Genomic DNA, 22,155 nt, shown 5'->3' on the forward strand with positions numbered 1-22,155 from the left:
TCCTGGCTACCAGCCAAAAGTCGATTTCTCTCGGGTTTTACGAATTTCAGTTTCATCTGCCCATTCAACTAAACCGCTTTTTAAATCCATTAAGCGCATTGTGAATTTGTAATAAACATCAGACTTATCTGCATTTGACTTCACGATGCTCGATAGGTTGCCATATAGCATGTATTGTGCGCCCACTTGCTGGCCAAACGCGATTGCAGTATTTGGGTTGACTAATGGGTCAACGTTCTGGAAGTTGAGTTGTTCACGAACAGCTTCAACGCGGGTCATATCAACAAAACGGAATTTACCACTGCGTAGTAATTGTGTAGAGATGGAATCGGTAATGGATTCTGTATCAATATGTTCACTGGTTTTGTTTTTAATACGTTCAACAAAGACGATAGGGCGGCTATTTGCTGTAAGCGTGCCAACCACAGGCGAGGCAAGCAATGAATCAGTCATTTGGCTCGCCACTTTTTGTAAGTCTGTTGAACCAAAATTGACATCAACTGTTTCAACCGCTTGTGCGTCGCCATAGCTAACGACCGCTTTATTAGCGCAACCAGAAAGCAACAAAGCGCTTGTTATTGCAACGGCTGCAGCCGACTTAACTGAAATTAATTTCATAGTAGTATCCTTAATCTTCAAATTCTTGTGCTTCTGTTGACACTTCACGCACGGCAAGCGAGAAGGTGACAGCATTTGCTGTCGGGGCTAAGCCCGGTAATTGTGTTTTAGCAAAACCAAATAGTTTTATGGCTTGCCATGGCGAGTGGTTACCTTTAATTATAAACCCATCAGCGTCGTACCAAGTAAATTGGTATTGTAGATATTGTGACTTTTTGTACTGACTAGCCAGTGTTACCACAACATCAGTTAGGCCATTTGTTTGTCTGGTTTTAACGTCTGTTATAGCAAGTTTCTTTCCTAATTCAGGGTTATCGACGATTAATTGCTGATTATACTGTTGGCCTGTTTGCTCAACACCGATACCAGATGTGGTTGGGCGTGAGGAGCATGCCGCAACAAGCAAAATCATTAAAAGTGGCAGTAAGTGTTTCATCATTGCTCCTAGAGTTGGACTACATGAGAGTCTAAATAGTTATTAATAGACGTTAGAAAGACGAAGGTTAACCCTTGCTTACTAACAGTAAAATCAAGGTCGTTATGCCCTTTGATTTTCAAAGTATGTGAACCTGAAGCTAAACGTGTTCGTGCGATACTTAGTTGGCTTGGAAGAGTTGACCAACTGCGAGTATCAGCTTGCTCGGAGGCAAGGTTGTAAATATTTGCTAAAATATTGCCGACATCTCCGCCACTTCTTGCAAGTTCAGCGCGCATTTTTTCTTTCGCAATTAGTCGTAATACTTGACGTGATATACGACCAGCGCTTTGATCTTCAAGTGTTTTAGCTGCTAACGCTTCAAGACGAACTATCGGTTTCAGCTCCAAGCTTTTGTTTTCTAGTTGCACTGTGTTTTCAGTTACCGAGAAGGGCGTATCTGCATAAATAGGCAGTGCTAAACTATAAAATCGCGCATCCCCTCGGGAGGTGTAAATAGGCAGCCTTAAATTGAAAGCATGTTTTTGGGCAATGAGGCCTTGCTCTGCAATAATAACGACCTGTCCGTGGTTCTTATCCGTAACACTTAGCTCACCATATCGTTGGCTGAAACGCTCATACTCTTGAGCAAACCCTTGTTGTTTAGCGAGTCGCAAAACATCTTGTTGAAGATACTGATTATCGGGATTTATTTCTAATGCCTTTTTGTAATCAATATAAGCATCATCAAATTGCTTATTTGCCTCATAAAGCACTGCTGATAAGTAGAAAGTAAAGGCATTTTGAAAGCCATTTTTTACATTACCAATTAATGCATCCATACTCGGATAACCCTGCGCAGCTTTTTTTGCTTGTTCATCAACAATGGCTTGGTTTTCTTTTAGTGCGTCCTCTTGTACTTTATTTGCTCGTCTTACTTCTACAAGTGCCGATTCCAATTGCGAATTAAACACATAGCTGAGCGCTTTATAGCTGTGCAGCATAGTCATCTCATAGGCTGCGGGCTGATAGCTTATAACGGTATCATTTGTCAAAAGTGAGTTACTTTGCTCTAACCCTGCGCTAATTTGTAATTTAGCTGCTTGACGCTTATCTTCTACGCGTTTGTAAATTGTCTCGAATGTTTCATTCGATGTTTCATTTTGTTGGGCTAAAAAATCCAGTCGCGCACTTTCTAACTGATTCAGTAAGTAATTGCTGTGCGATGAACTCGTACTAGGTAATAATTGCTTGGCATTAATAATATTATTTTGCCTCACAGCTTGTCGTACAGGCTTGAGCTGCGTTGCATAATCTTGGAATAGATCAGTAATACCTATGGTGCTGCAACCTGATAAAAAGCTAACAGCTCCTATAAACAAACATCGACGCACTGAGCACTCCTTTTAAACACTGTAATCAGATTAGCATATGCGCCTTAACCTTTTATGATAAATTATGTAAAAAATCGTAAGTTATAGACGATAAAGCAGGTCTGTTATACGGATAAAAATAATAAGGATAACTGAATTTTGTTTGCCACTATCTTATATACATTTTTAGCACTTAGTGCCTTTGCTGCAAACTCACTATTGTGTCGAATGGCATTACACAGCGGGGGCATTGACCCTTGGAGCTTTACAGCAATTAGGCTATTTAGTGGTGCCATCATGCTACTCTTACTTTTTAGTTGGCAAGTAAAAAGAGTGACAAGCGACGAGCCTGTCGATAAAGGAAATAACTTAAGTGCAATGAGCTTATTTATCTATGCCGTTTGCTTTTCAGTTGCTTATGTTGAACTTAATACAGGAACAGGGGCGCTTATTTTGTTTTCGGCAGTACAGCTGACGATGATAGGCTACAGTATTTTCAATAAAGAGCGCTTATCATTATTGCAGTGGTTTGCTTTAATTGTTGCATTCGCTGGATTCATATACTTAATGTTACCCTCAGCAGCGGTCCCTTCTTTATTACCTGCTATCCTTATGACATTAAGTGGTGTTGCATGGGGAGTATACAGTATTCGCGGTAAACAATGTCGCGCTCCTTTACAAGCCACAACGTTTAACTTCTTAAGAAGCCTTATTTTTGTACCCGCGCTTATTTTTGCTGCTTTTTTTCAATGGCCCTCTATCTCTTTCAGCGGTATAGCGCTTGCAGTTGCGTCTGGAGCCCTTGCATCTGGTGTGGGTTATAGTATTTGGTATTTGGCCCTACCAAAGCTAAAAAGTAGTCAAGCTGCTGTTGTGCAATTGACTGTGCCTGTACTTGCCATTGTTGCAGGAATGGTTTTTTTAAACGAACAAATTACATTGCAATTAATGGTAGCAAGCGCCCTTATTCTAGGCGCTGTATTGGTGTTTTTACTTACTAAGAAACACGTTTAGGTTGGTTAATATTTGTTACGAAGCGCTCATACAGGCTGCTGAGGTTTTCTAGCACCGCATGTTTACCTGTAATTTCGCTGTTTGTAATTCTGTCTTTTAATGTGTTTAAGGATAAGTACTGCATCATCACTTGGGATTGTGTAATGTGACTAATATGCCAAGGTTCTGGTGCAACACCTCCTTTATATTCTTGATAAGGGCGATAAAAACCATAGTGCTCGAGATTCTGATCAAGCCAGTCGTTAAGCTCAGCAAATGGGCCATCACACGCGTATTCATCAGGTGTAAGCTGAAGTTGGTAGTCATCATTAATCGCATTTGCGTCGTAAATATCGAGATCAGTGCCAAAGTGGTGTCTGCTTGCTCCAGGTAGAGCTGAATAAAGCATGATTGCATGGCACTTTTGTGTATCACTAAGACTCTGTAAGTCCAAGGCTTTTTGATCAAGAGTATAAACAGGACGCAAACCCTGAAATTTCGCATTCCAAATAGCACTTTGACGCTGAAAATCGCGAAAGCTTGAGGCAATCGTAAGTTCAATACCTACTTTTTTAGCTGCCTGTTGTAGCGCTAAAAAATCATCAACAATATCAACATGCAAACGATGTTTTTGTAGCTCGACTAAATGTGAACTACTTGATCCTGTTGCACAAAGTGCTAATTCAGCCTGGTTCATGTTAGTAGTTGCTCTAAAATCGCTTCGTAGATATCTGCAAGTTGAATTAAATCATCTGTACTGACACATTCATCTACTTTATGAATCGTTTCGTTACGCGGGCCAAGCTCAATGACTTTGGCGCCCGTTTGCGCAATAAAGCGGCCATCAGAAGTACCACCTGTGGTTTCAAGCGCTGTGTTGCGCCCAGTTACCTGTTTAATAGCGCTTACTGTTGCATCAACCAGTGGACCGTGATCGGTTAAGAACGGTAGTCCATTCACTATCCAATTGAGTTCGTAATTAAGGTTATGCTTTTCAACAATATCAATCACTCGTTGCTGAAGTTGCTGATGAGTAACTTCAGTGCTAAAGCGGAAGTTAAATTGAATTTCAAGCTCACCAGGGATCACATTACCAGCACCTGTTCCGCCATTAATATTTGAAACCTGAAAGCTCGTTGCAGGGAAAAACTCATTCCCCTGATCCCACTCGGTTTGACTCAGCTCAGTTAACGCAGGAGCTGCTAAATGAATCGGGTTTTGCGCTAGGTGCGGGTAAGCAACATGGCCTTGCACACCTTTAACGGTTAAAAAGCCAGTTAATGAACCGCGACGACCATTTTTTACCACATCACCCAGCTCATCTCGTGACGATGGCTCGCCAACAAGGCACATATCAATTTTTTCACCACGTGCTTCAAGGGTATCGATAACACGGGTTGTACCGTTGATAAATGGGCCTTCTTCATCAGAGGTAATTAAAAACGAAATCGAGCCTTTGTGGTCTGGGTGCTTAGCCACAAATCGTTCAGTGGCAATAACCATAGCGGCTAAAGAGCCTTTCATATCGGCGGCACCACGACCATGTAGTATACCGTCTTTTACCAGCGCTGAAAAAGGCGGGTGCTGCCAATTTTTTTCAGGGCCTGTGGGTACAACATCTGTGTGACCTGCAAAACAAAAGTGTGGTGACTCTTTACCTTTACGTGCCCAAGTATTTAATGTGTCAGTGAAAAACAGCGACTCAATATTAAAGCCCAGTTTTTCAAGGCGCTCGTTCATTAACGCTTGGCAACCGGCATCTTCAGGCGTCACTGATTCACGCTGGATAAGCGCTTGAGCAAGTTCAATAACAGGGTGAGTCATTAGGCAAAAATCTCATCGTATTGAGCTGCTTTAAAACCTAAGTGGTATTGGCCGTTATGGACTAGTACAGGCCGCTTGATCATCGCAGGTTGTTCCACAAGTAATGCTAATGCAGATTCTTTATCTAAATTTTGTTTTTGTTCATCAGATAACTGACGGTATGTTGTACCGCGTTTATTTACTAAATCTTGCCAATCAATGTGCTGTGCAAATTCATTAATAAGCTCAGCAGTGATACCGTCTTTACGGTAGTCATGGAAAGTGAACGCTTGATTGTTATCAGATAAAAATTTTTTCGCTTTTTTAATTGTATCGCAATTGCTGATACCGTACATGATAGTCATAAAATCTACTTTTTTGTCACAGTGAGTAATGTATCTACCCCAGCACTAACCTGAGATAGAGAGTAATATAAAGGACCAAGCTGCTGGCTGTTAAGGACGCATAATGTGGCAATCATAGGTGATGAAAGCTCACGTAAATCGAAATAAGCGAGCCGTTCGCCTTGGCTTATCTTGCTGTCATTTAGCTTGGCAATTCTTGTGTGGTTGATATGTTCGCTCAAGGATGAAAAATGCAAATTGATTAATATTTTCAGCCCATTTTTTGCCTGTAATATATATTCTTTTCCTGCATTTTTTACTTGCAGTAGGGTGCCATCAAAAGGAGCAACTATATTATGGCTGGTTAATTCAACGCTGATACTTGGCCCAAGAGTCGAAAATCTAAAAAAAGCCTCAGGGTGTTCGCTTATAGGTTTAACTCGGCCCGTGAATGGGCTTTTTATAGCCATCACTTGGTTTTTACGCAAGGAGCGTTGACTTTGATAGGTTACTTCTTTATTCATAAGACTATTTAGTATTTCCTAACACATGATAACCATCTTTTTTCAGTGCCGAAATTGCTTTTTCAATGCTGTGCTTTTTAACTAAAACATAATCTGTATCATAAGTTGAAAGCGCGAAAATAGAGATAGATGCTTTAGCAAGTACACCAGAAATATTAGCCATTATACCTGTTAGAGAAAAGCCCAGCGGGCCAATGACTTCCAGTGCTTGCCAGTCGGTTTCAGCATCTAGGCTATCAATAGTAAAGCTGCTAGGGCAGACGATAGATAATTCATCAGCGGTCTTTGCAATAAAAAATATGCTTTCTTTGAGCAATGCAGGAGGGATAGTGGCATCGACATCAAGGCTATGAATTGTGAGCTCTGTACTATGAAGTTGCAGCGTTTGCTTTGACATCTGTGATCCTATCTATGAAGCCGATAATTAATAGTATACCCAAATCACTTAAAAATACGAGCTATCAACAAGAGATTAAATACAATTAGAAACCATGGGATCACGCCATTTAGTTTTTCATTAATCTTGTCCACAGAATCTGTGGATAAATATGGGAATAGGTCAGTATAAAGAAGGTAATAGGCTAATTTATAAAGATTTTATAAATTAGCCTAATTTTTGAAGGGTTAGTTTTCTATGCTCTCAACTTGCTTAGCTTGAATCGCAGTAAGGGCAATGGTGTAAACGATATCGTCTACTAATGCACCACGGCTCAAGTCATTCACCGGCTTACGCATACCTTGTAGCATTGGGCCAATACTAATTAAATCGGCACTCCGTTGAACGGCTTTATAGGTTGTATTACCGGTATTTAAATCAGGGAATACAAACACCGTTGCTTTACCTGCAACCGGGCTGTCTGGTGCTTTCTTAATTGCTACGTTTTCCATAATAGCGGCGTCGTATTGAAGTGGGCCGTCAATTACTAAGTCAGGGCGTTTTTGCTGGGCAAGTTTAGTGGCTTCACGCACTTTTTCTACATCCGCACCTGAACCCGAAGTACCCGTACTGTAGCTGATCATTGCAACGCGAGGTTCAATACCAAACGCAGCCGCTGAATCTGCTGATTGAATAGCGATATCGGCTAATTGTTCTGCCGTTGGATCAGGGTTGATAGCACAGTCACCATAAACCAGCACTTGGTCAGGTAACAGCATAAAGAACACTGATGATACTAACGACGAGCCCGGTGCTGTTTTAATTAACTGTAGCGGTGGGCGAATGGTATTCGCTGTGGTGTTAACAGCACCTGACACCAAGCCATCTACTTTACCTTGTTCTAGCATCATGGTGCCGAGTACAACGTTATCAAGCAGTTGTTCTTGGGCAACCACTTCAGTTAAGCCTTTGTTTTTACGGATTTCGACCATAGGTGCAACGTAATCGTTGATGACATCAGCTGGCTCAACAATAGTTACGTTATCGTTAAGCTCAACACCCTGTTGCTCAGCAATACGTAAAATTTCTTCTTTGTCACCAAGTAGAATTGTTTTTGCAATACCACGTTGACCACATATTGCCGCAGCTTTAATCGTGCGCGGCTCATTACCTTCAGGTAAAACAACCGTTTTATTCGCTTGACGGGCTTTATCGGTTAATAAATAACGGAACGCTGGCGGAGACATTTTACGAGTACGACCAACACTTTGCGCAAGGCTATCTAACCAGTCTGAATCAATGTGGCTGGCGTTGTGATCTTTTACTTTATCGATACGTTGATCATCATCACAGGGTACTTCCATATTGAAATTATGCAGTAATAAAGACGTGCGCCACGTATCTTCTTTTGTTGCAAGAATTGGCAGGCCGGTGTCCATCGCTTGTTCGCATAATTTCATGATGCGATCTTCAGGCTTAAAGCCACCAGTTAATAAAATAGCCCCAATTTTTGTACCATTCATAGCAGATAAACAAGCTGCAACTAATACATCAGAGCGATCTCCTGGAGTTACTAACAAGGCTCCTGGGGTAAAGTGGCTTAAAATATTCGATACAGTACGAGCACAGAAAGTCACGCGGCGCAAACGACGGTGAGCCATGTCGCCTTCGTTAATAACTTCGGCCTTTAAGTATTCACATAAATCACGGACACGCGGTGCAACGAGGTCGAAATCCCACGGGATTGACCCTAATAACTTAAATGGGTGCTTTCTGAAAATTGGCAGTGATGCTAAACGGTTTAATTCGTTTTCAAGTTGTTCAGGCTCATGAGCCTCAACAAGATCAGCACGGGCACGACCTTCGTCATCTAGAGGTGCATTCACTTTATTGAAAATACAGCCTAACACACGAGGGTGATTAACACCGCCATAGTTACCAGCAGCAATTTCTAAACGGTCTTCAATTTGGTCATTGCTATCGTTACTTGGTGTTAGAACAAAAACAATATCAGCACCCAGTGTTTGCGCGATCTCACGGTTTACACGGCCTGCATAAGGCTGACGACGTGTTGGCACCATACCTTCGATAATAGCAATTTCGTCTTCTTTGATGGTGTTTTCAAAGCGCTCTACGATTTCTTCAAGTAAGTCGTCGCCTTTACCGTCACCAATCATTTGTTCAGCATAGCCAAGATCGAATGGCGTAGGTGGATTAATTGGCGAGCCATGGGTAACAATTTGCGTCGATTTCTCGGGGCCTGTATCGCCAGAGCGCGGCTGCGCAATTGGTTTGAAAAAGTTAACTTTAAGCGCTTTTTGCTCAAGCGCACGCACTAAACCAACAGAAACAGATGTTAAACCAACCCCAGTCGAAATAGGGATCAACATAATTCTACGTGCCATTTACTTAACCCTCCTTTGCAATACGGGCTGCATCGTTAGCAATAACCCATTCTTCGTTAGTCGGGATCACAAACGCTTTAGCATGCGCTTGGTCTTTTGAGATTAAGCCTTCTTTACCAAAACGTGCCGCTAGGTTTGCAGCTTCATCACACTCAAGACCTAAAAAGCCTAATTGAGTGATTACTTTGTTACGAATGATATCTGAGTTTTCACCGATGCCACCGGTAAAAATAAGCGCATCAAGGCGTTGTAGAGGCACTAAGAATGCAGCAATTTGTTTTGCTAAGCGGTAGCAGAAAATATCGAGAGCAAGGTTTGCTTGCGGGTGACCTTCAACAGCGGCTTCTTCGATAGTGCGACAGTCATTTGATAATTCACTAATACCTAACAGGCCACTTTGCTTATTAAGTAAGTCATCAATTTCTTGCACTGAATAATTAAGTTGCTGAGTTAAGAAGGTAAATAAACCCGGGTCGATGCTACCACTGCGGGTACCCATCACTAAGCCTTCAAGCGGTGTAAGGCCCATACTGGTATCAACGCTCTTACCATCTTTAATCGCACATACCGAACAACCATTACCTAAATGCGCACTGATCACATTGGTTTGCTCGCGCTCTTTACCCAATAATTTCGCAGCTTCACCAGCAACATAATAATGGCTTGTACCATGGAAACCATAACGTCTTACGCCATGCTCTTTATAAAGCGAGTAAGGTAGGGCGTATAAGTACGCAATATTTGGCATGCTTTGGTGAAACGCCGTATCAAATACAGCAATTTGCGGCAGTGTTGAGAACGCTTGCTGCGCAGTGCGAATGCCCAATAAGTTAGCTGGGTTATGAAGTGGTGCAAGTGCAGCTGTTTTTTCGATAGCTGTAAGTACATCATCGTCAATAAGAACAGATTCAGTGAAATGCTCACCACCGTGCACAACTCGGTGACCGACAGCAATTAAATTATCTGCAAGGCCCAAGTCATTCACAAGCTTCACGAGTTCTGCAATTGCTGCATCATGGGCTTGACCTTTTGCAAGTTCAATCAGCTTTTTTTCGCCATTATATTTATATTTAATTGAAGGTGTGTCTGAGCCAAGGCGCTCAGCTAAACCTGAAATAACTTCGTCAGAAGTAGCGGCATCTAAAATGGCAAATTTTAAACTTGAACTACCACAGTTCAGTACTAAAACATGTTGTGGTGAGCAAAGGGGCTTGGGCATAGCTAGGTCCTAAAAGTACGATATCAGTCAGTGTATATTAAGGCTTGATAATTAGAATTCTTTGCCAGTATAGTAAATAAGTATTTTGTTGCTACACTTAACAAAGCTAGGCTGTAATTATACTAAAGTCTGGTTGACTTAAGCCGATAACATTTTATCTCATTTAGACTTTAAACGTTAGTCCGATTAACATTAATTTGGTATTAAAACTAGGACAGGTTTTGCAGGGATTGTATCCGGGAGTGTGTTACACTCGGTTGTGAAACAAGATGAAAACCCTAGGAGTGATGATGCAAAAGAGTGTCATGTCACAAGTGCAAACAGGTCGTCAATACGCTAAAAAATGGCCAATGCGACAAGAGCTCGCCCCCATGTTTGCTGAATTTAGAGTGATCAAAGCCACAGATCTGGCAATTACAGTGATGCCAATTTTGGCTATGCTGACTGTTTTTATGCAAGTTAACTATTTAGGTAGTGATTATTTCCCGCAAGCAATTACTATCGCGCTATTCTTTTTGTCACTACCGTTTCAAGGTTTATTGTGGCTAGGCCGCCGTGCAGAAACCCGATTAGAGCCAGCGATGCTAAGTTGGTACACCGAGCTGCACAGTAAAATGAAAGCACATGGTTATCAGTCACAATTAACGACTGAAAAACCACGCTATTCAGATTTAGCTCAACTATTAAAAGATATGTTCGAAAAAATGGATAAAGCCTTCACAAAAGAACATTTCTAATCGCGAATAAACTGGCTCACATAAAACGATAACGTTACTTTTTGTGGGCCTTGTTGCTCTATTTGCTGCCAATGCTCTGGGCGAAACTTCCAGGCAAACGGTGTCATCATAATTAGATGTTTAATCTCTTCGACAGACAACAGCACCTGTTGCTCTAATAATGTTGTCGATTCTTTGCTGAAGCCAGCTGGTGGTTCTATTTCTGTATGCGGTTTTACATCAGCATAAATAAATGCTTTTAATTCTTTAAGGTGCCAAGGGCCAGGGCTTGCAACAATTAAGCTCGCATGAGGTTTTGCAAGGCGGGCAAGTTCTTGTGCAAATAAAGGGGCAAACACACTAACAAGCACATCAGCCTGCGCATCTGCAAAAGGGGCTTGGCTAATTGACGCGACACTAAAATGCGCATTTTCATACCGCTTAGCGGCGTATTTTACCGCAGGTTTCGAAATATCAACACCATGCACTTCGGCACTCGATTGCGCTGCAATGGCTTGGGTATAGAAGCCTTCACCACAGCCTAAATCAATCACTGAATTTGGTGTCAGTGATGCCACGAGTTCAGCTAAAGCTTGCTGTAAAAAACCATAATGCCCCGCATTTAAAAACTCGCGTCGCGCTTGCACCATTTCAAGGTTATCGCCCGGTTGTTTCGACTTTTTATTTTGCACGGGAAGTAAATTGACATAACCCTCTTTGGCGATATCAAAGCTGTGGTTATTGTCACAACGGTATGTTTTATCCGTGAGTGTAAGCTCAAGTTTGCAAAGCGGGCAGTGATAGTGAAGACTCATGAGTCTAAATAGTCCTTATCATAAAAGGTTTTAACCCAGTGAGGGCGATAGGTGATCATTAAGGTAATAGCCATACCATTAAGCATTGCTTCAGGAAACCAAATTATCGCGCATAGAATGAGGTAGTTTTCTGAAATCTCAATAAAACTGTAATCACCAAGCAAGTAATAAAACACACCGCTGGTAAGTATTTTAATACAGGCGATAACAGCGGCGGTTAAAAACGCGCATAAAAAGATATAGATAAAAAAATGTCTTGGTAAGTAGGTATAACAAAGCACAAAACACAAATAGCTCAACGTAATTGGTAAAAAAGCAGTAAACAATAAATGCACCGGCAATAAAGCCATAGGCAACTGAGCAACTAATACCAACAGTAAACTTGCAAGGGCACTTGCAAAAATGGCCAATCGCCAACCTAAAATCAGGGTCACAGCAGTAACCCCTAAAATATGCAATTCAAGGCCTGGCAATATCCCCGCTTTAATGCGCCACAGTACTGCAAGTACTAAAGCACAGGCGAGCACACCCACTTGTCTTATTGGCGTTGCCAATAACTGCGATGCGCTTTGTTTATCAAAACTTAGCCAAAGTATTAAAGCCACACAGCTCCACAACGGGAGCTGCCATTGCATAGTGTCTATCATGCGTTAAATGTTGACCATATTGGCGCATGATCAGAAGGTTTTTCGATACCACGTAATTCGTAATCGATACCAGACTCAACACAACGCTCAGCAAGGGCTGGAGTTGCTAAAATTACATCGATACGTAGGCCTCGGTTGTCATCAAAACCTTTTGAGCGGTAATCAAACCACGAGTATTGTTCAACTTTTTCAGGGTAAAGTTCACGGAAGGTATCTTTAAAGCCCCAGTTTAATAATGTACTTAACCATTCACGCTCTTCTGGTTGGAAAGAACACTTACCTGTTTTTAACCAGCGTTTACGGTTTGGCTCACCAATACCAATGTCGAGATCAGTTGGTGAAATATTAATATCGCCCATTACAATAACATCTTCTTCAGGGGTGTGATTGACTTCTAAGTGGGTCATTAAATCTTTATAGAACTGACGTTTATAAGGGAATTTAATTTCGTGAGCAATATTATCGCCCTGTGGGAAGTAACCGTTCATAACAGTTAAGTCACGGCCATTCTGTTGGGTTACAGTCACGCTGATCATACGACGTTGTGACTCGTCAGTATCAGTTGCAAAGCCTTTCACTACCGATTTAGGTTCTTGTTTACATAACATTGCCACGCCGTAATGGGCTTTTTGACCGTGAAAATAAACGTGATAACCCATTTTTTGCACATCTTCGAGTGGGAAAGCTTCATCATGAACTTTGATTTCTTGTAAGCCAATGATATCTGGTTGATGTTTATCTATCACCGCTTGTAGTTGATGTAAGCGAGCGCGAAGTCCATTTATGTTGAACGAGATAACCTTCATCATGCACCTTAGTTTATTTTTCTTTAAAGGAAGTAACGTAATTCTACCATCAAATGTGGTGCTATTCATGAGCAAAGAAAGAAAAATACACTGTTTAAATGTTGATCAATTGAAGGTTTAGTTAAACGCATTGTTAACTCGATATTAATTAAAATATTAAATAAAATATTTAATTGATTTGTTCTTTTTTGTTTATATAATGCGCGCAAATTAACCGTTCAAATTATGTACACTTAAAAGGTAAACCATGAAAAAACAATTAGTGATGCTTTCTCTTGCATGTATCTCATTTGGCTCATTGGCAAGCAATCCACAGTATTTCTCAGCTGATAATCGTATTGAATCGAAGTTATGCAGTCTGAGTGCGAACGAAGGGTTTACCGCTGCACGTAAAGAAGCGACAAAGCATGGTATTGCGATGTCGCGCTTTTCTAAAAGTATTGAGTGTAATGGTGTCGACATTCGTGACATTGCTAAAAAAGCACAATCACAAAAGGCGGCTTCTAAAGTGTCAGTTGAAGTGTTTGCTAAGAATCAGCAAAAAGAAACTCAGCTTTGTATTACAGCACTTAAACAAGGTTTAACACCTGTACGTGAAAAGATTGGTAACTTAAATACCTTAAAATGTAATGGCGAAGCAGTAACAGATTTCGTTAAGCGTTACCAAAACGCAGCTATCTAATAGCTATATTAAATAAGTTGTAAAAAGCGCTCTTGGAGCGCTTTTTTATGAAAAAATTACAGTACCCCATGAAAAGCTTGCTGAATCATAGGCTTAACCTTAACTTAATTGCTCTCTAAGTGCTTGATTTTAGCTGGCAAGATGTTTTGGCATCCAACTTGTATTAGTCAAAGTGAATCTAATCGACTACAAGGAAATGTCTTATGAACAAGTTAACTTTAGCATCAACAATTTTAGCAGCTCTAAGTCTATCAGCATGCTCTGCAAGCAACTCTTTAGCAAAAATAGACAGCGATTTTGGCAGTTTAGATAATGATAACGATGGTTACATTTCTAAAACAGAGGCCGATGATGATGCAATTTGGGCGCATTTTTCAAATATCGATACCAACATGGATGAACAAATCAGTCCAACTGAGTTTAATGCTTATATGCAGCTTAATACCGGTAAGGTTGCTGAGGATAGTGAGGTTTCTGAGTCGGCGTTTAAAGCTGAAATCGCTAAATTTGACCCGATCGAAAATGATTTTAAATCGTTAGATAACGATAAAAATGGTTATATTTCGATTGAAGAAGCCGACGATGACGATATTGCCAACCATTTTGGTTACATGGACAGTGATAAAGATAAGCGCGTAAGCCGTAATGAATTCATCAACTACATCACTGAGCATGGTAGTGACGTTGCTGAGGATGACGCATTAGACATGGTTAAAAAGAGCTCGTAACTTAGCTCAAATATAAACATTGTTTGTAGCCAGTGTATTACACTGGCTTTTTTTGTAATAATTTTTCCAACCTAGCAAGACTTCTGTCATAATAGAGCGTTAGTGATTTAAATGACCTATAGTAACGATGGCCACAAAACGTATTAGTGATGAACAGTTAGTCGAAATCATAGAAGCCGCGATTTTTGTAGCAGGTAAACCTTTATCTAAACGTCATTTGAAAGAGACAGTATTGGCTGATTTAAGCGTTTCTATGCCGCGCATTAATAATGCAATTGAAGATATTCAAATCCATTATCAAACACGCGGCATAAAATTAGTTGAAGTTGGCAGTGGTTATCGATTTCAAGCCTGCGCAAGCTTAGCTCCGTGGCTTGCAAATCTTTGGCAAGAGCGCGCACCTAAATACTCAAGAGCACTATTAGAAACATTATCCCTTATTGCCTACAGACAGCCCATTACGCGTGGTGAAATTGAACAAGTACGAGGTGTTACTGTTGGCTCAGGGATTATTAAAACCTTATTAGAAAGAGAGTGGATAAGGGTTGTAGGCCACAAAGAAGTGCCAGGACGTCCGGCTTTGTATGCTACAACATCCGCTTTCTTAGACTATTTTTCATTAGCTGGTTTAGATGAATTACCACCGTTACCTGAACTACAGGAAAGTAAAATTAACCAGCTTTTGAGCGATCCTTCTGTGAGAGAACTATCTGAATGAGTAATGTAGAAACTGAAAAGTTACAAAAAGTATTGGCCCGTGCAGGCGTGGGCTCACGTCGTGAGATGGAAAAATACATCGATGCAAATCGAGTAAGTGTCAATGGCAAAGTGGCCCGTTTGGGAGATCGTGTTGAAGCAACTGATGTCATTCGTGTTGACGGACACGTAGTAAAAGTTGAAGATAAAGCTGATCGGATTTGTCGTGTGCTTATGTATAACAAGCCTGAAGGCGAGTTATGTACTCGTAAAGATCCTGAAGGTCGCCGTACTGTGTTCGATCGTCTTCCTAAAGTAGACGGTGAGCGTTGGATTGCAGTAGGTCGACTGGATATTAATACCGCTGGATTAATGCTGTTTACCAATGATGGTGAGCTTGCTAATCGCCTTATGCATCCAAGCTATGAAGTTGAGCGAGAATATTCTGCACGGGTATTTGGTGAAGTAACAAATGAGACTTTACGTAACTTAACCAAAGGCGTTGAACTGGATGATGGACCTGCAAAATTTTTAAATATTAAACCACTAGGTGGTGAAGGAATAAATCGTTGGTTCAATGTGACCTTAACCGAGGGACGTAACCGCGAAGTTCGCCGTTTGTGGCAATCACAAGATGTGGAAGTATCTCGTCTTATTCGTATTCGTTACGGTAAGTTAGAGCTTGATAAACGCTTGCCTCAAGGTGGTTGGGCAGAGCTTGATCTGGATACAGTTAACTATTTACGTAAAACAGTTCAATTGGGTCGTGAAACGCAAACAAAGTTATCAGTTATACCTGAAAAGCGTAAAGAAAAACGAGCCAAGATAAACCAAATACGTAAAGCGGTTAAAAAGCATAATCAACGCGTTAAGCAGCCTAAGCGTCGTTAAATACTCGCGAATAAAAAACCTTACTCGCGAGTAAGGTTTTTTATTGGTAAATCATACATCAACAGCACTGAACTTATTTTTGTTGCGCATCTAAAGATTGACCATTGATATCTTTTGAATCATCACTCATTAGGTAAAGGTAGGTAGGCATAAGATCCTCAGGGGTTGCTAACTTATCTTTATCCTCTCCTGGATAGGCTGATGCACGCATAGATGTACGTGTTGCACCTGGGTTGATGCAGTTAATGCGAATGTTTGTTTTTTCTACTTCACAAGCCCACGTCTGCATCATGCCTTCTACTGCAAACTTTGAAATAGCATACGCACCCCAAAACTCGCGACCTTGGCGACCTACACCTGAGGAGGTAAAAATAACCGATGCGCTAGGCGATTTTCTTAAAATAGGGAACATGTACTTAGTGATAAGTGCCTGTGCAGTAACATTAACCTTCATGATGTTTTCAAATGTTGACACACAGAAGTGCTCAAGCGGGCCAAGCGAACCTAAAATACCTGCATTGTTTACTAAGCCATCAAGTTTGCCGAATTTCTGTTCGATTGTCGCAGCAAGGTCACGATAGTTTTGTTTCGTTGCACCTTTAAGATCCATAGGAACAATCGCTGGCTGAGGGTCGCCTGCATTAACTATTTCATCGTAAACAGCTTCTAGTTTGCTGGTTGTTTTACCAAGTAAAATGATCGTAGCACCATGTTTTGCATAGGTTAAGGCTGCTACGCGACCAATGCCATCACCAGCACCAGTAATTAAAATAACTTTGTCTTTTAGCGCGTTTTCTGCGGCTTTGTAATTGTGCATAAAAGTACCATCGGTTAAATTTTTTCGTATTTTACCATAGCAAAAAGCCAAGTTATCGAATTTATTGCAAATTAAGGTGGCGAAAATTAAAACTTTACGTTAACTTTAACTGGTCTAATGTCTTATTAATAACCTAATTACATTAAATTAACTTAACTAAAGGTATCTTTTTAGCTACTTTTAAATATGAACACACAATAACAATAAGATTTTCGCGGAGCGATATTATGAAAAAAATGCTACTTTCACTGGCCGTTGCAACAGCCATTACAGGTTGCGGTGGAGGAGAAACATTAGAAGATGTAAAAAATGACAATCCCCCCATTGTGCCAACCGCGACAGTTAAGTTTGATCCTGCTAATGGTGTTATCTCTGTACCCAACGATTTACTCATGAGTGGCACACTTGATGGCACGCTTAATATTCCTGGTGAACTTGATGAGAATAATGTGAGCGTAGAGCGTGCTGCCTATGCCGATCCGCAGTTAGCATTAGGTGCACTAGATGGTTGGTCTACACAAACTCCGTTTAAAATCGATCTTACTTTTCCTGCGGGTGTTAGCTTAGATGCTACATCTGCTGCCTCACCAGGCGCAGTGCGTATTTTTGAAGTCGTCATGGGAGCCAGCCAAACGGATGAAGCATGCGCACAAGTGCCTGCAGGTATTGCCTGTAAATTAGTGTCAGAGCTCACATTTGGTGTCGATTTTATTACTCAAGGCTCTGGTGATGCTGTTGCTGTTATACCATTGAAACCGTTTAAAGCAGGTAGTAGTTATATCAATGTTTTAACAACCTCACTAATGGACTCAGAAGGTCGCTCAATTGAGCCATCATCTACTTATGCGTTGGTTAGTGAAGAAACAACCCTTATTACAGACGCACAAAAATCGTTACAAGCGGTCATCAATAGTTATGAAAACGCTGTAACATCAGGTGGTGCAATTTCTAAAGATGAAATCATTTTTAGTGCGGCTATGACCATGCAGTCGGCAGGTCAAGTACTTGGCACAGTCAAACAATTACTAGCAGCAAGTTTAACGCAAGCGGCTTTACCAAGACCGACGGTACAAATTCCTGAGCAACCGGTAATTACTGTCGAACAAGTATTTGCGTCACAAGGGGTAACAGGTTTGTCACCTGCTTTTGCTGGGGTTCAGTATCAAAAAGGCAGTGTAATGCTACCTATGTACCTTGCAACACCAACAGGCACTGAGGTAGGTGATTTAGCTGCGACATACTGGCAAGGTATGTGTGACAGCGGTGTAGCGGTACTTGGTTACGCCTCTTCAGCAGGTGCATCGTTCCCAACAGATCCAATTAGTGAGAATGATGCTTTATGTATGGCACTTAGTGGTGGCAAGTTACGCGACTTAGGCCTTGACCAAACTAAGCACTTAACCAAATACAATACAATCCCTAAAACGCAAAGCATTGCGAATGTACCGGTTCAAATTACTAAGCCTATTTTACCCGTGATCAACTTTGTTCGAAGCCAAATCGGTCTAGATGCTTTAGCAATGCCTGAAGGTGGCTGGCCGGTAGTGATTCTTCAGCACGGTATTACGTCTAAGAAAGAAGATATGTTAGCAATAACTGCTCAACTTTCTATCCAAGGTTTTGCAACGGCTGCTATCGACCACCCAATGCATGGTGAGCGTGGTGTTGATGTAAATGGAGATGGTGTCGATGACTTCAACGCATCAACGGGCTCAGTGCTAAGTTACATGAATTTACAGTCTCTACTTGTAGCACGAGACAGTTTACGTCAATCAGTTGCTGATTTATTGGGTTTACGCTTAGGTTTAAACTTTTCTGGTGCGACTGATTTAAATACTCAAGATGTGTCATTCGTGGGACATTCACTAGGTTCAGTTGTTGCGCCTGCTTTTGTTGCAGTGACGAATAATCCTCTTGATCCTCAGGTTGATCCACTTTTCAATGTTAAGAGTGTGGCACTTGCCAGTGGCGGTGGCGGTATTGCAAGCTTCCTAATTGATTCGGCAACGTTTGGTCCATTCGTTCAAGGCTCGGTGTTACTTGCTGCTGGCATTAGTGAGTCTGCAGAATTTAGCTCGTACCTACAAAACGAAGCTGTGTCTAACTGTGGCACGCTAGCAGCAGATCAAACCGCTTATGTTAGTTGTGGTTACAAAGAGTACATTGGTTCATTAACAATGGCGGGTGAAACAGCAAAACTAGCAAATATTCAAGGGGTAGTAACACAATTTGCTTTTGCGGCACAGACAGCCCTTGATAGTGGTGATCCTACTAATTACGCAGCATCAGTTGCGGCACTTGGCACGCCTACATATATGAGTGTCGTTGTTGGTGATGGCGCTAACAATAAGCCTGACCAGGTTATTCCACCTATGGTAGCTTCTAACCCTATCGCAGGCAGTTTACCGCTCGCTAACTTGATGGGCTTAGCAACAGTGGCTCAATCTCAGGGGCCAACAGCGGAGCCTATGAGCTATGTTGTGAAATTTACTAAGGGTCATCACAGTTCGGTATTAACGCCTGTTGCTACGCCTGATTCAGGCGCTACTGCACAGGAAAGTGCAGCTGCAACGTCTGAAATGCAATTGCAAATAGCCACTTTCTTAGCGAGCCGTGGTCAGTATTTGCAAGTCACTAATACTGATGTAGTCACTGACTAAAAACTAAATTAACCAATTAAGTAAAAAGCCACATCATGTGGCTTTTTTTTATGAAAAAGCATGTTAAATTGTGGCGAACTAACATTAAGTGGAGAATTTGTTTGGAATTTTTATACGAATATGGGCTGTTTTTCGCCAAAACCATCACCTTTGTTATTGCCATAGCAATCATTGTCGCAATTGCGGTTGGCGCAGCAGCAAAGCCAAAATCGAAAAAGGGCGAAATACAAATAGATGACTTAAGTGAGCAGCTGGAGGATCTAAAACAAAGCTTTATTGAGAACACCCTTTCAAAAAAAGAGCTCAAAGCGCATTTAAAACAGCAAAAGGCTAAGAGCAAAAAAGCCTCAAGTGATGAGAAAAAAGCTCGTCTGTATGTCATCGACTTCAATGGTAGCGTAGATGCCCATGAAGTAGACAGTCTACGTGAAGAAATTACAGCAATTCTTACTATTGCTGATAAAGAAAAAGATAAAGTACTCGTTCGCTTAGAAAGCGGTGGTGGGGTTGTTCATGGTTATGGTTTGGCTGCTTCACAATTACAACGCCTTCGTAATGCAGGAATTCACCTAACGATTGCCATTGATAAAGTTGCTGCCAGTGGTGGTTATATGATGGCATGTGTGGCGAATGAAATAGTTGCAGCTCCTTTCGCTATTGTTGGCTCTATTGGAGTGATAGCTCAAATTCCTAACTTTAACAAAATACTGAAAAAGAATGATGTTGAATACGAACAAATTACTGCGGGTGAATACAAGCGCACACTAACATTATTTGGCGAAAACACAGATAAAGGGCGCGAAAAGTTTAAAGAGGAAATAGAGCAAACTCATGGTTTATTCAAAGCTTTTGTTAGCGAGCAACGACCTTCACTTAATATAGATTCAGTTGCAACAGGCGAACATTGGTTTGCTACTCAAGCCTTTGATAAAGGGCTTGTTGATAGAATAGATACCAGTGATGATATCCTCTTAAGTCAGGCGAGTGATCGTCAGATCTACAAAGTGAAATACAAAATCAAAAAGAACTTAAGCGATAAACTGGCAATCGGTTTGAGTACAAGTATCAGTAAGGCTGGAATTAATTTAGTCTCCCGTTTTAAAGGAATGAACCCTTAACGAAAGCGATAAAAAACCCGCATTAATATGCGGGTTTTTCAATGGTGAATCTAGTTTATAGACTTATGATAATCTTCTAAGTCTTTTGCCGCATCAGGGTCGTTAAAGACATCTTCGTCTAATTGCCCTTCAGACTTTGCAACAACACATGTCACCATACAGTCACCTGTCACGTTAACCGCGGTGCGTGTCATATCAAGTAAACGGTCCACACCAATAATGATCGCAATTCCTTCAACAGGAAGACCAACTTGGTTTAAAACCATGGCTAACATAATCAAACCAACACCTGGTACGCCTGCTGTGCCCACTGACGCAAGTGTTGCCGTTAGAATAACCATTAAGTAATCAGAAATAGATAAGTCGACTGCAAAAACTTGAGAGATGAACACAGTCGCAACACCTTGCATGATAGCGGTACCATCCATGTTGATGGTTGCACCTAATGGAACCGTGAAAGAAGCAACTGAGTTATGTGCACCTAGTTTTTTGTTCGCCGTCTCTAAAGTGATAGGCATTGTCGCACTTGAACTTGAGGTACTGAAGGCAAATAAACATGCATTTTTCATTTTCTTCAAGAAGGTTACTGGGCTTAGGCCCGTTAATACTTTGAGAAGAATACTGTAGTTAACTAAGCCATGGATAAATAAGGCCAACACAACAATACTAAAGTAAAGAGCGAGGCTTTTAATTAGTTTCAAATCAATAGTGGTAAATAGTTTCGCCATTAAGAAGAAAACACCGTACGGTGCAATATTCATTAATAAAGTCACTAGTTTTAAGATAACGGTATTTAAGTCTTCAAAAACGCTCGCGACACGTTTTCCAGCTTTCCCACTAAGTGCCATTGCAATGCCAAATAACAATGCAAATACAATAACTTGAAGCATATTGCCACTGGCCATCGCATCAATAGGGTTAGTCGGGAACATGCCGATGATCACTTGAGCCAGTGTCGGCGCTTCTTTTGCACTGTAATTAGCATCAGATGGTAAGTTAATACCTTCACCTGGGTTAAATATCAATGCGAGTGTAATTGCGACGGTAATAGCGATAGCAGTGGTAAATAAATAAAGTAAGATTGACTTTCCGCCTAAGCGGCCAAGCTTTTTAGGGTCACTTAAGCTACATGTACCACATACAAGTGAGACAAATACTAAAGGCACAACGAGCATCTTTAAACTAGCAATGAATATTTGCCCACCAACGTGAAAAATACCATCGACAAAAAATGCTTTAATAGGCAAAGAGAATAACCCTAATGGGATAAGGAAATCGTCTTCACCCGCTAAAATTGCCTGAAAAATAAAACCTACTACTACACCCAACACCATACCAATCATGATGCGAGATGTGAGACTCAATGAACGGACTTTTGACATACACCTAATCTATATTTTTATAAATTTTGCCATAGCCTACCAGCATGTAAATTTTTATACAGAAAAAATCGCTAAATATTGAAATTATTTCGTCCTGAATTGAATGAAAAAACTATGATATTCGTTC

Annotated in this window: 23 protein-coding genes; 8 read left to right on the top strand and 15 right to left on the bottom strand. The window is 41.0% G+C overall.

Features of this window, described 5'->3' with window-relative positions; genetic code table 11:
* Nucleotides 1–6: 6 nt before the first annotated feature.
* From lpoB to LY624_RS07375, 3 genes are read right to left on the bottom strand one after another with little or no spacing between them, the layout of a single operon-like run.
* The gene (gene lpoB / locus LY624_RS07365) at nucleotides 7–618 is read right to left on the bottom strand and encodes a penicillin-binding protein activator LpoB (protein ID WP_130149703.1); all 612 of its coding nucleotides are present in this window, start codon (nucleotides 616–618) and stop codon (nucleotides 7–9) included.
* 10 nt (nucleotides 619–628) lie between these two features.
* On the bottom strand, nucleotides 629–1,054 hold the full coding sequence (locus LY624_RS07370) for a YcfL family protein (RefSeq protein WP_130149704.1): 426 nt from the start codon (nucleotides 1,052–1,054) through the stop codon (nucleotides 629–631).
* Nucleotides 1,055–1,062: 8 nt separating this feature from the next.
* Nucleotides 1,063–2,427 (bottom strand): COG3014 family protein, encoded by a 1,365-nt coding sequence (locus LY624_RS07375; protein ID WP_341804201.1) that lies wholly within the window; start codon nucleotides 2,425–2,427, stop codon nucleotides 1,063–1,065.
* 138 nt (nucleotides 2,428–2,565) lie between these two features.
* Between LY624_RS07375 and LY624_RS07380 the strand changes: the two genes are divergently transcribed.
* Nucleotides 2,566–3,420 (top strand): DMT family transporter, encoded by an 855-nt coding sequence (locus LY624_RS07380; protein ID WP_341804202.1) that lies wholly within the window; start codon nucleotides 2,566–2,568, stop codon nucleotides 3,418–3,420.
* On the opposite strand, the gene LY624_RS07385 is transcribed toward LY624_RS07380, so the two are convergent.
* The 7 genes from LY624_RS07385 to LY624_RS07415 all read right to left on the bottom strand — a co-directional run bounded on the left by LY624_RS07385 (nucleotide 3,404) and on the right by LY624_RS07415 (nucleotide 10,070).
* Nucleotides 3,404–4,096: a M15 family metallopeptidase gene (locus tag LY624_RS07385; RefSeq protein ID WP_341804203.1), complete on the bottom strand. Its 693-nt coding sequence runs from the start codon at nucleotides 4,094–4,096 to the stop codon at nucleotides 3,404–3,406. The two genes, LY624_RS07380 and LY624_RS07385, sit on opposite strands and share 17 nt — an antisense overlap.
* Nucleotides 4,093–5,223 (bottom strand): succinyl-diaminopimelate desuccinylase, encoded by a 1,131-nt coding sequence (gene dapE, locus LY624_RS07390; protein ID WP_341804204.1) that lies wholly within the window; start codon nucleotides 5,221–5,223, stop codon nucleotides 4,093–4,095. The genes LY624_RS07385 and dapE overlap by 4 nt, the downstream gene beginning before the upstream one ends.
* Complete coding sequence (locus LY624_RS07395; protein WP_130149709.1) at nucleotides 5,223–5,567, bottom strand: ArsC family reductase; 345 nt, start codon at nucleotides 5,565–5,567, stop codon at nucleotides 5,223–5,225. Before LY624_RS07395 ends, dapE begins: the two co-directional genes overlap by 1 nt.
* 5 nt (nucleotides 5,568–5,572) lie before the next feature.
* On the bottom strand, nucleotides 5,573–6,070 hold the full coding sequence (locus LY624_RS07400) for a PTS glucose transporter subunit IIA (protein ID WP_341804205.1): 498 nt from the start codon (nucleotides 6,068–6,070) through the stop codon (nucleotides 5,573–5,575).
* Nucleotides 6,071–6,074: 4 nt separating this feature from the next.
* The gene (locus LY624_RS07405; protein ID WP_062568902.1) at nucleotides 6,075–6,467 is read right to left on the bottom strand and encodes an ACT domain-containing protein; all 393 of its coding nucleotides are present in this window, start codon (nucleotides 6,465–6,467) and stop codon (nucleotides 6,075–6,077) included.
* A 227-nt stretch (nucleotides 6,468–6,694) separates the two neighbouring features.
* Nucleotides 6,695–8,851 (bottom strand): phosphate acetyltransferase, encoded by a 2,157-nt coding sequence (gene pta, locus LY624_RS07410; protein ID WP_130149711.1) that lies wholly within the window; start codon nucleotides 8,849–8,851, stop codon nucleotides 6,695–6,697.
* A 4-nt stretch (nucleotides 8,852–8,855) separates the two neighbouring features.
* Complete coding sequence (locus LY624_RS07415) at nucleotides 8,856–10,070, bottom strand: acetate kinase (RefSeq protein ID WP_341804206.1); 1,215 nt, start codon at nucleotides 10,068–10,070, stop codon at nucleotides 8,856–8,858.
* Between the two features lie 290 nt (nucleotides 10,071–10,360).
* On the opposite strand from LY624_RS07415, the gene yfbV reads away from it, so the two are divergent.
* Entirely contained in the window at nucleotides 10,361–10,807 is a 447-nt protein-coding gene (gene yfbV / locus LY624_RS07420; RefSeq protein ID WP_062568905.1) for a terminus macrodomain insulation protein YfbV, read from the top strand.
* Here the strand turns inward: yfbV and LY624_RS07425 are convergent.
* Genes LY624_RS07425 through xthA form a run of 3 tightly spaced genes read right to left on the bottom strand, consistent with a single transcriptional unit; the run spans nucleotide 10,804 to nucleotide 13,054 of the window.
* Complete coding sequence (locus tag LY624_RS07425; RefSeq protein ID WP_130149721.1) at nucleotides 10,804–11,601, bottom strand: putative RNA methyltransferase; 798 nt, start codon at nucleotides 11,599–11,601, stop codon at nucleotides 10,804–10,806. The two genes, yfbV and LY624_RS07425, sit on opposite strands and share 4 nt — an antisense overlap.
* The gene (locus LY624_RS07430) at nucleotides 11,598–12,248 is read right to left on the bottom strand and encodes an energy-coupling factor ABC transporter permease (RefSeq protein ID WP_341804207.1); all 651 of its coding nucleotides are present in this window, start codon (nucleotides 12,246–12,248) and stop codon (nucleotides 11,598–11,600) included. Before LY624_RS07430 ends, LY624_RS07425 begins: the two co-directional genes overlap by 4 nt.
* The gene (xthA, locus tag LY624_RS07435; RefSeq protein ID WP_062568908.1) at nucleotides 12,245–13,054 is read right to left on the bottom strand and encodes an exodeoxyribonuclease III; all 810 of its coding nucleotides are present in this window, start codon (nucleotides 13,052–13,054) and stop codon (nucleotides 12,245–12,247) included. The genes LY624_RS07430 and xthA overlap by 4 nt, the downstream gene beginning before the upstream one ends.
* A 247-nt stretch (nucleotides 13,055–13,301) precedes the next feature.
* On the opposite strand from xthA, the gene LY624_RS07440 reads away from it, so the two are divergent.
* From LY624_RS07440 to rluB, 4 genes are all read left to right on the top strand, one after another.
* Nucleotides 13,302–13,736 carry an exonuclease III gene (locus tag LY624_RS07440; protein ID WP_341804208.1) on the top strand — a complete coding sequence of 145 codons (435 nt, stop codon included), beginning with the start codon at nucleotides 13,302–13,304 and terminating at the stop codon, nucleotides 13,734–13,736.
* 203 nt (nucleotides 13,737–13,939) lie between these two features.
* The gene (locus LY624_RS07445) at nucleotides 13,940–14,464 is read left to right on the top strand and encodes an EF-hand domain-containing protein (RefSeq protein WP_130149724.1); all 525 of its coding nucleotides are present in this window, start codon (nucleotides 13,940–13,942) and stop codon (nucleotides 14,462–14,464) included.
* A gap of 127 nt (nucleotides 14,465–14,591) precedes the next feature.
* The gene (gene scpB, locus LY624_RS07450) at nucleotides 14,592–15,182 is read left to right on the top strand and encodes an SMC-Scp complex subunit ScpB (RefSeq protein WP_130149725.1); all 591 of its coding nucleotides are present in this window, start codon (nucleotides 14,592–14,594) and stop codon (nucleotides 15,180–15,182) included.
* Nucleotides 15,179–16,051 carry a 23S rRNA pseudouridine(2605) synthase RluB gene (rluB, locus tag LY624_RS07455; RefSeq protein WP_062568912.1) on the top strand — a complete coding sequence of 291 codons (873 nt, stop codon included), beginning with the start codon at nucleotides 15,179–15,181 and terminating at the stop codon, nucleotides 16,049–16,051. The genes scpB and rluB overlap by 4 nt, the downstream gene beginning before the upstream one ends.
* Nucleotides 16,052–16,124: 73 nt before the next feature.
* Here the strand turns inward: rluB and LY624_RS07460 are convergent, their stop codons facing one another.
* Nucleotides 16,125–16,868 (bottom strand): YciK family oxidoreductase, encoded by a 744-nt coding sequence (locus LY624_RS07460; protein WP_341804209.1) that lies wholly within the window; start codon nucleotides 16,866–16,868, stop codon nucleotides 16,125–16,127.
* Between the two features lie 227 nt (nucleotides 16,869–17,095).
* Between LY624_RS07460 and LY624_RS07465 the strand changes: the two genes are divergently transcribed.
* Nucleotides 17,096–19,528, top strand: coding sequence for a VolA/Pla-1 family phospholipase (locus tag LY624_RS07465; RefSeq protein WP_341804210.1), 2,433 nt, complete (start codon nucleotides 17,096–17,098; stop codon nucleotides 19,526–19,528).
* A gap of 101 nt (nucleotides 19,529–19,629) precedes the next feature.
* Nucleotides 19,630–20,646: a protease SohB gene (gene sohB / locus LY624_RS07470; RefSeq protein ID WP_341804211.1), complete on the top strand. Its 1,017-nt coding sequence runs from the start codon at nucleotides 19,630–19,632 to the stop codon at nucleotides 20,644–20,646.
* Nucleotides 20,647–20,696: 50 nt separating this feature from the next.
* On the opposite strand, the gene LY624_RS07475 is transcribed toward sohB, so the two are convergent.
* Nucleotides 20,697–22,028 carry a dicarboxylate/amino acid:cation symporter gene (locus LY624_RS07475; RefSeq protein WP_130149728.1) on the bottom strand — a complete coding sequence of 444 codons (1,332 nt, stop codon included), beginning with the start codon at nucleotides 22,026–22,028 and terminating at the stop codon, nucleotides 20,697–20,699.
* Nucleotides 22,029–22,155: the final 127 nt, after the last annotated feature.

The sequence above is a fragment of the Pseudoalteromonas sp. N1230-9 genome, from assembly GCF_032716425.1.
GTDB lineage: Bacteria > Pseudomonadota > Gammaproteobacteria > Enterobacterales > Alteromonadaceae > Pseudoalteromonas.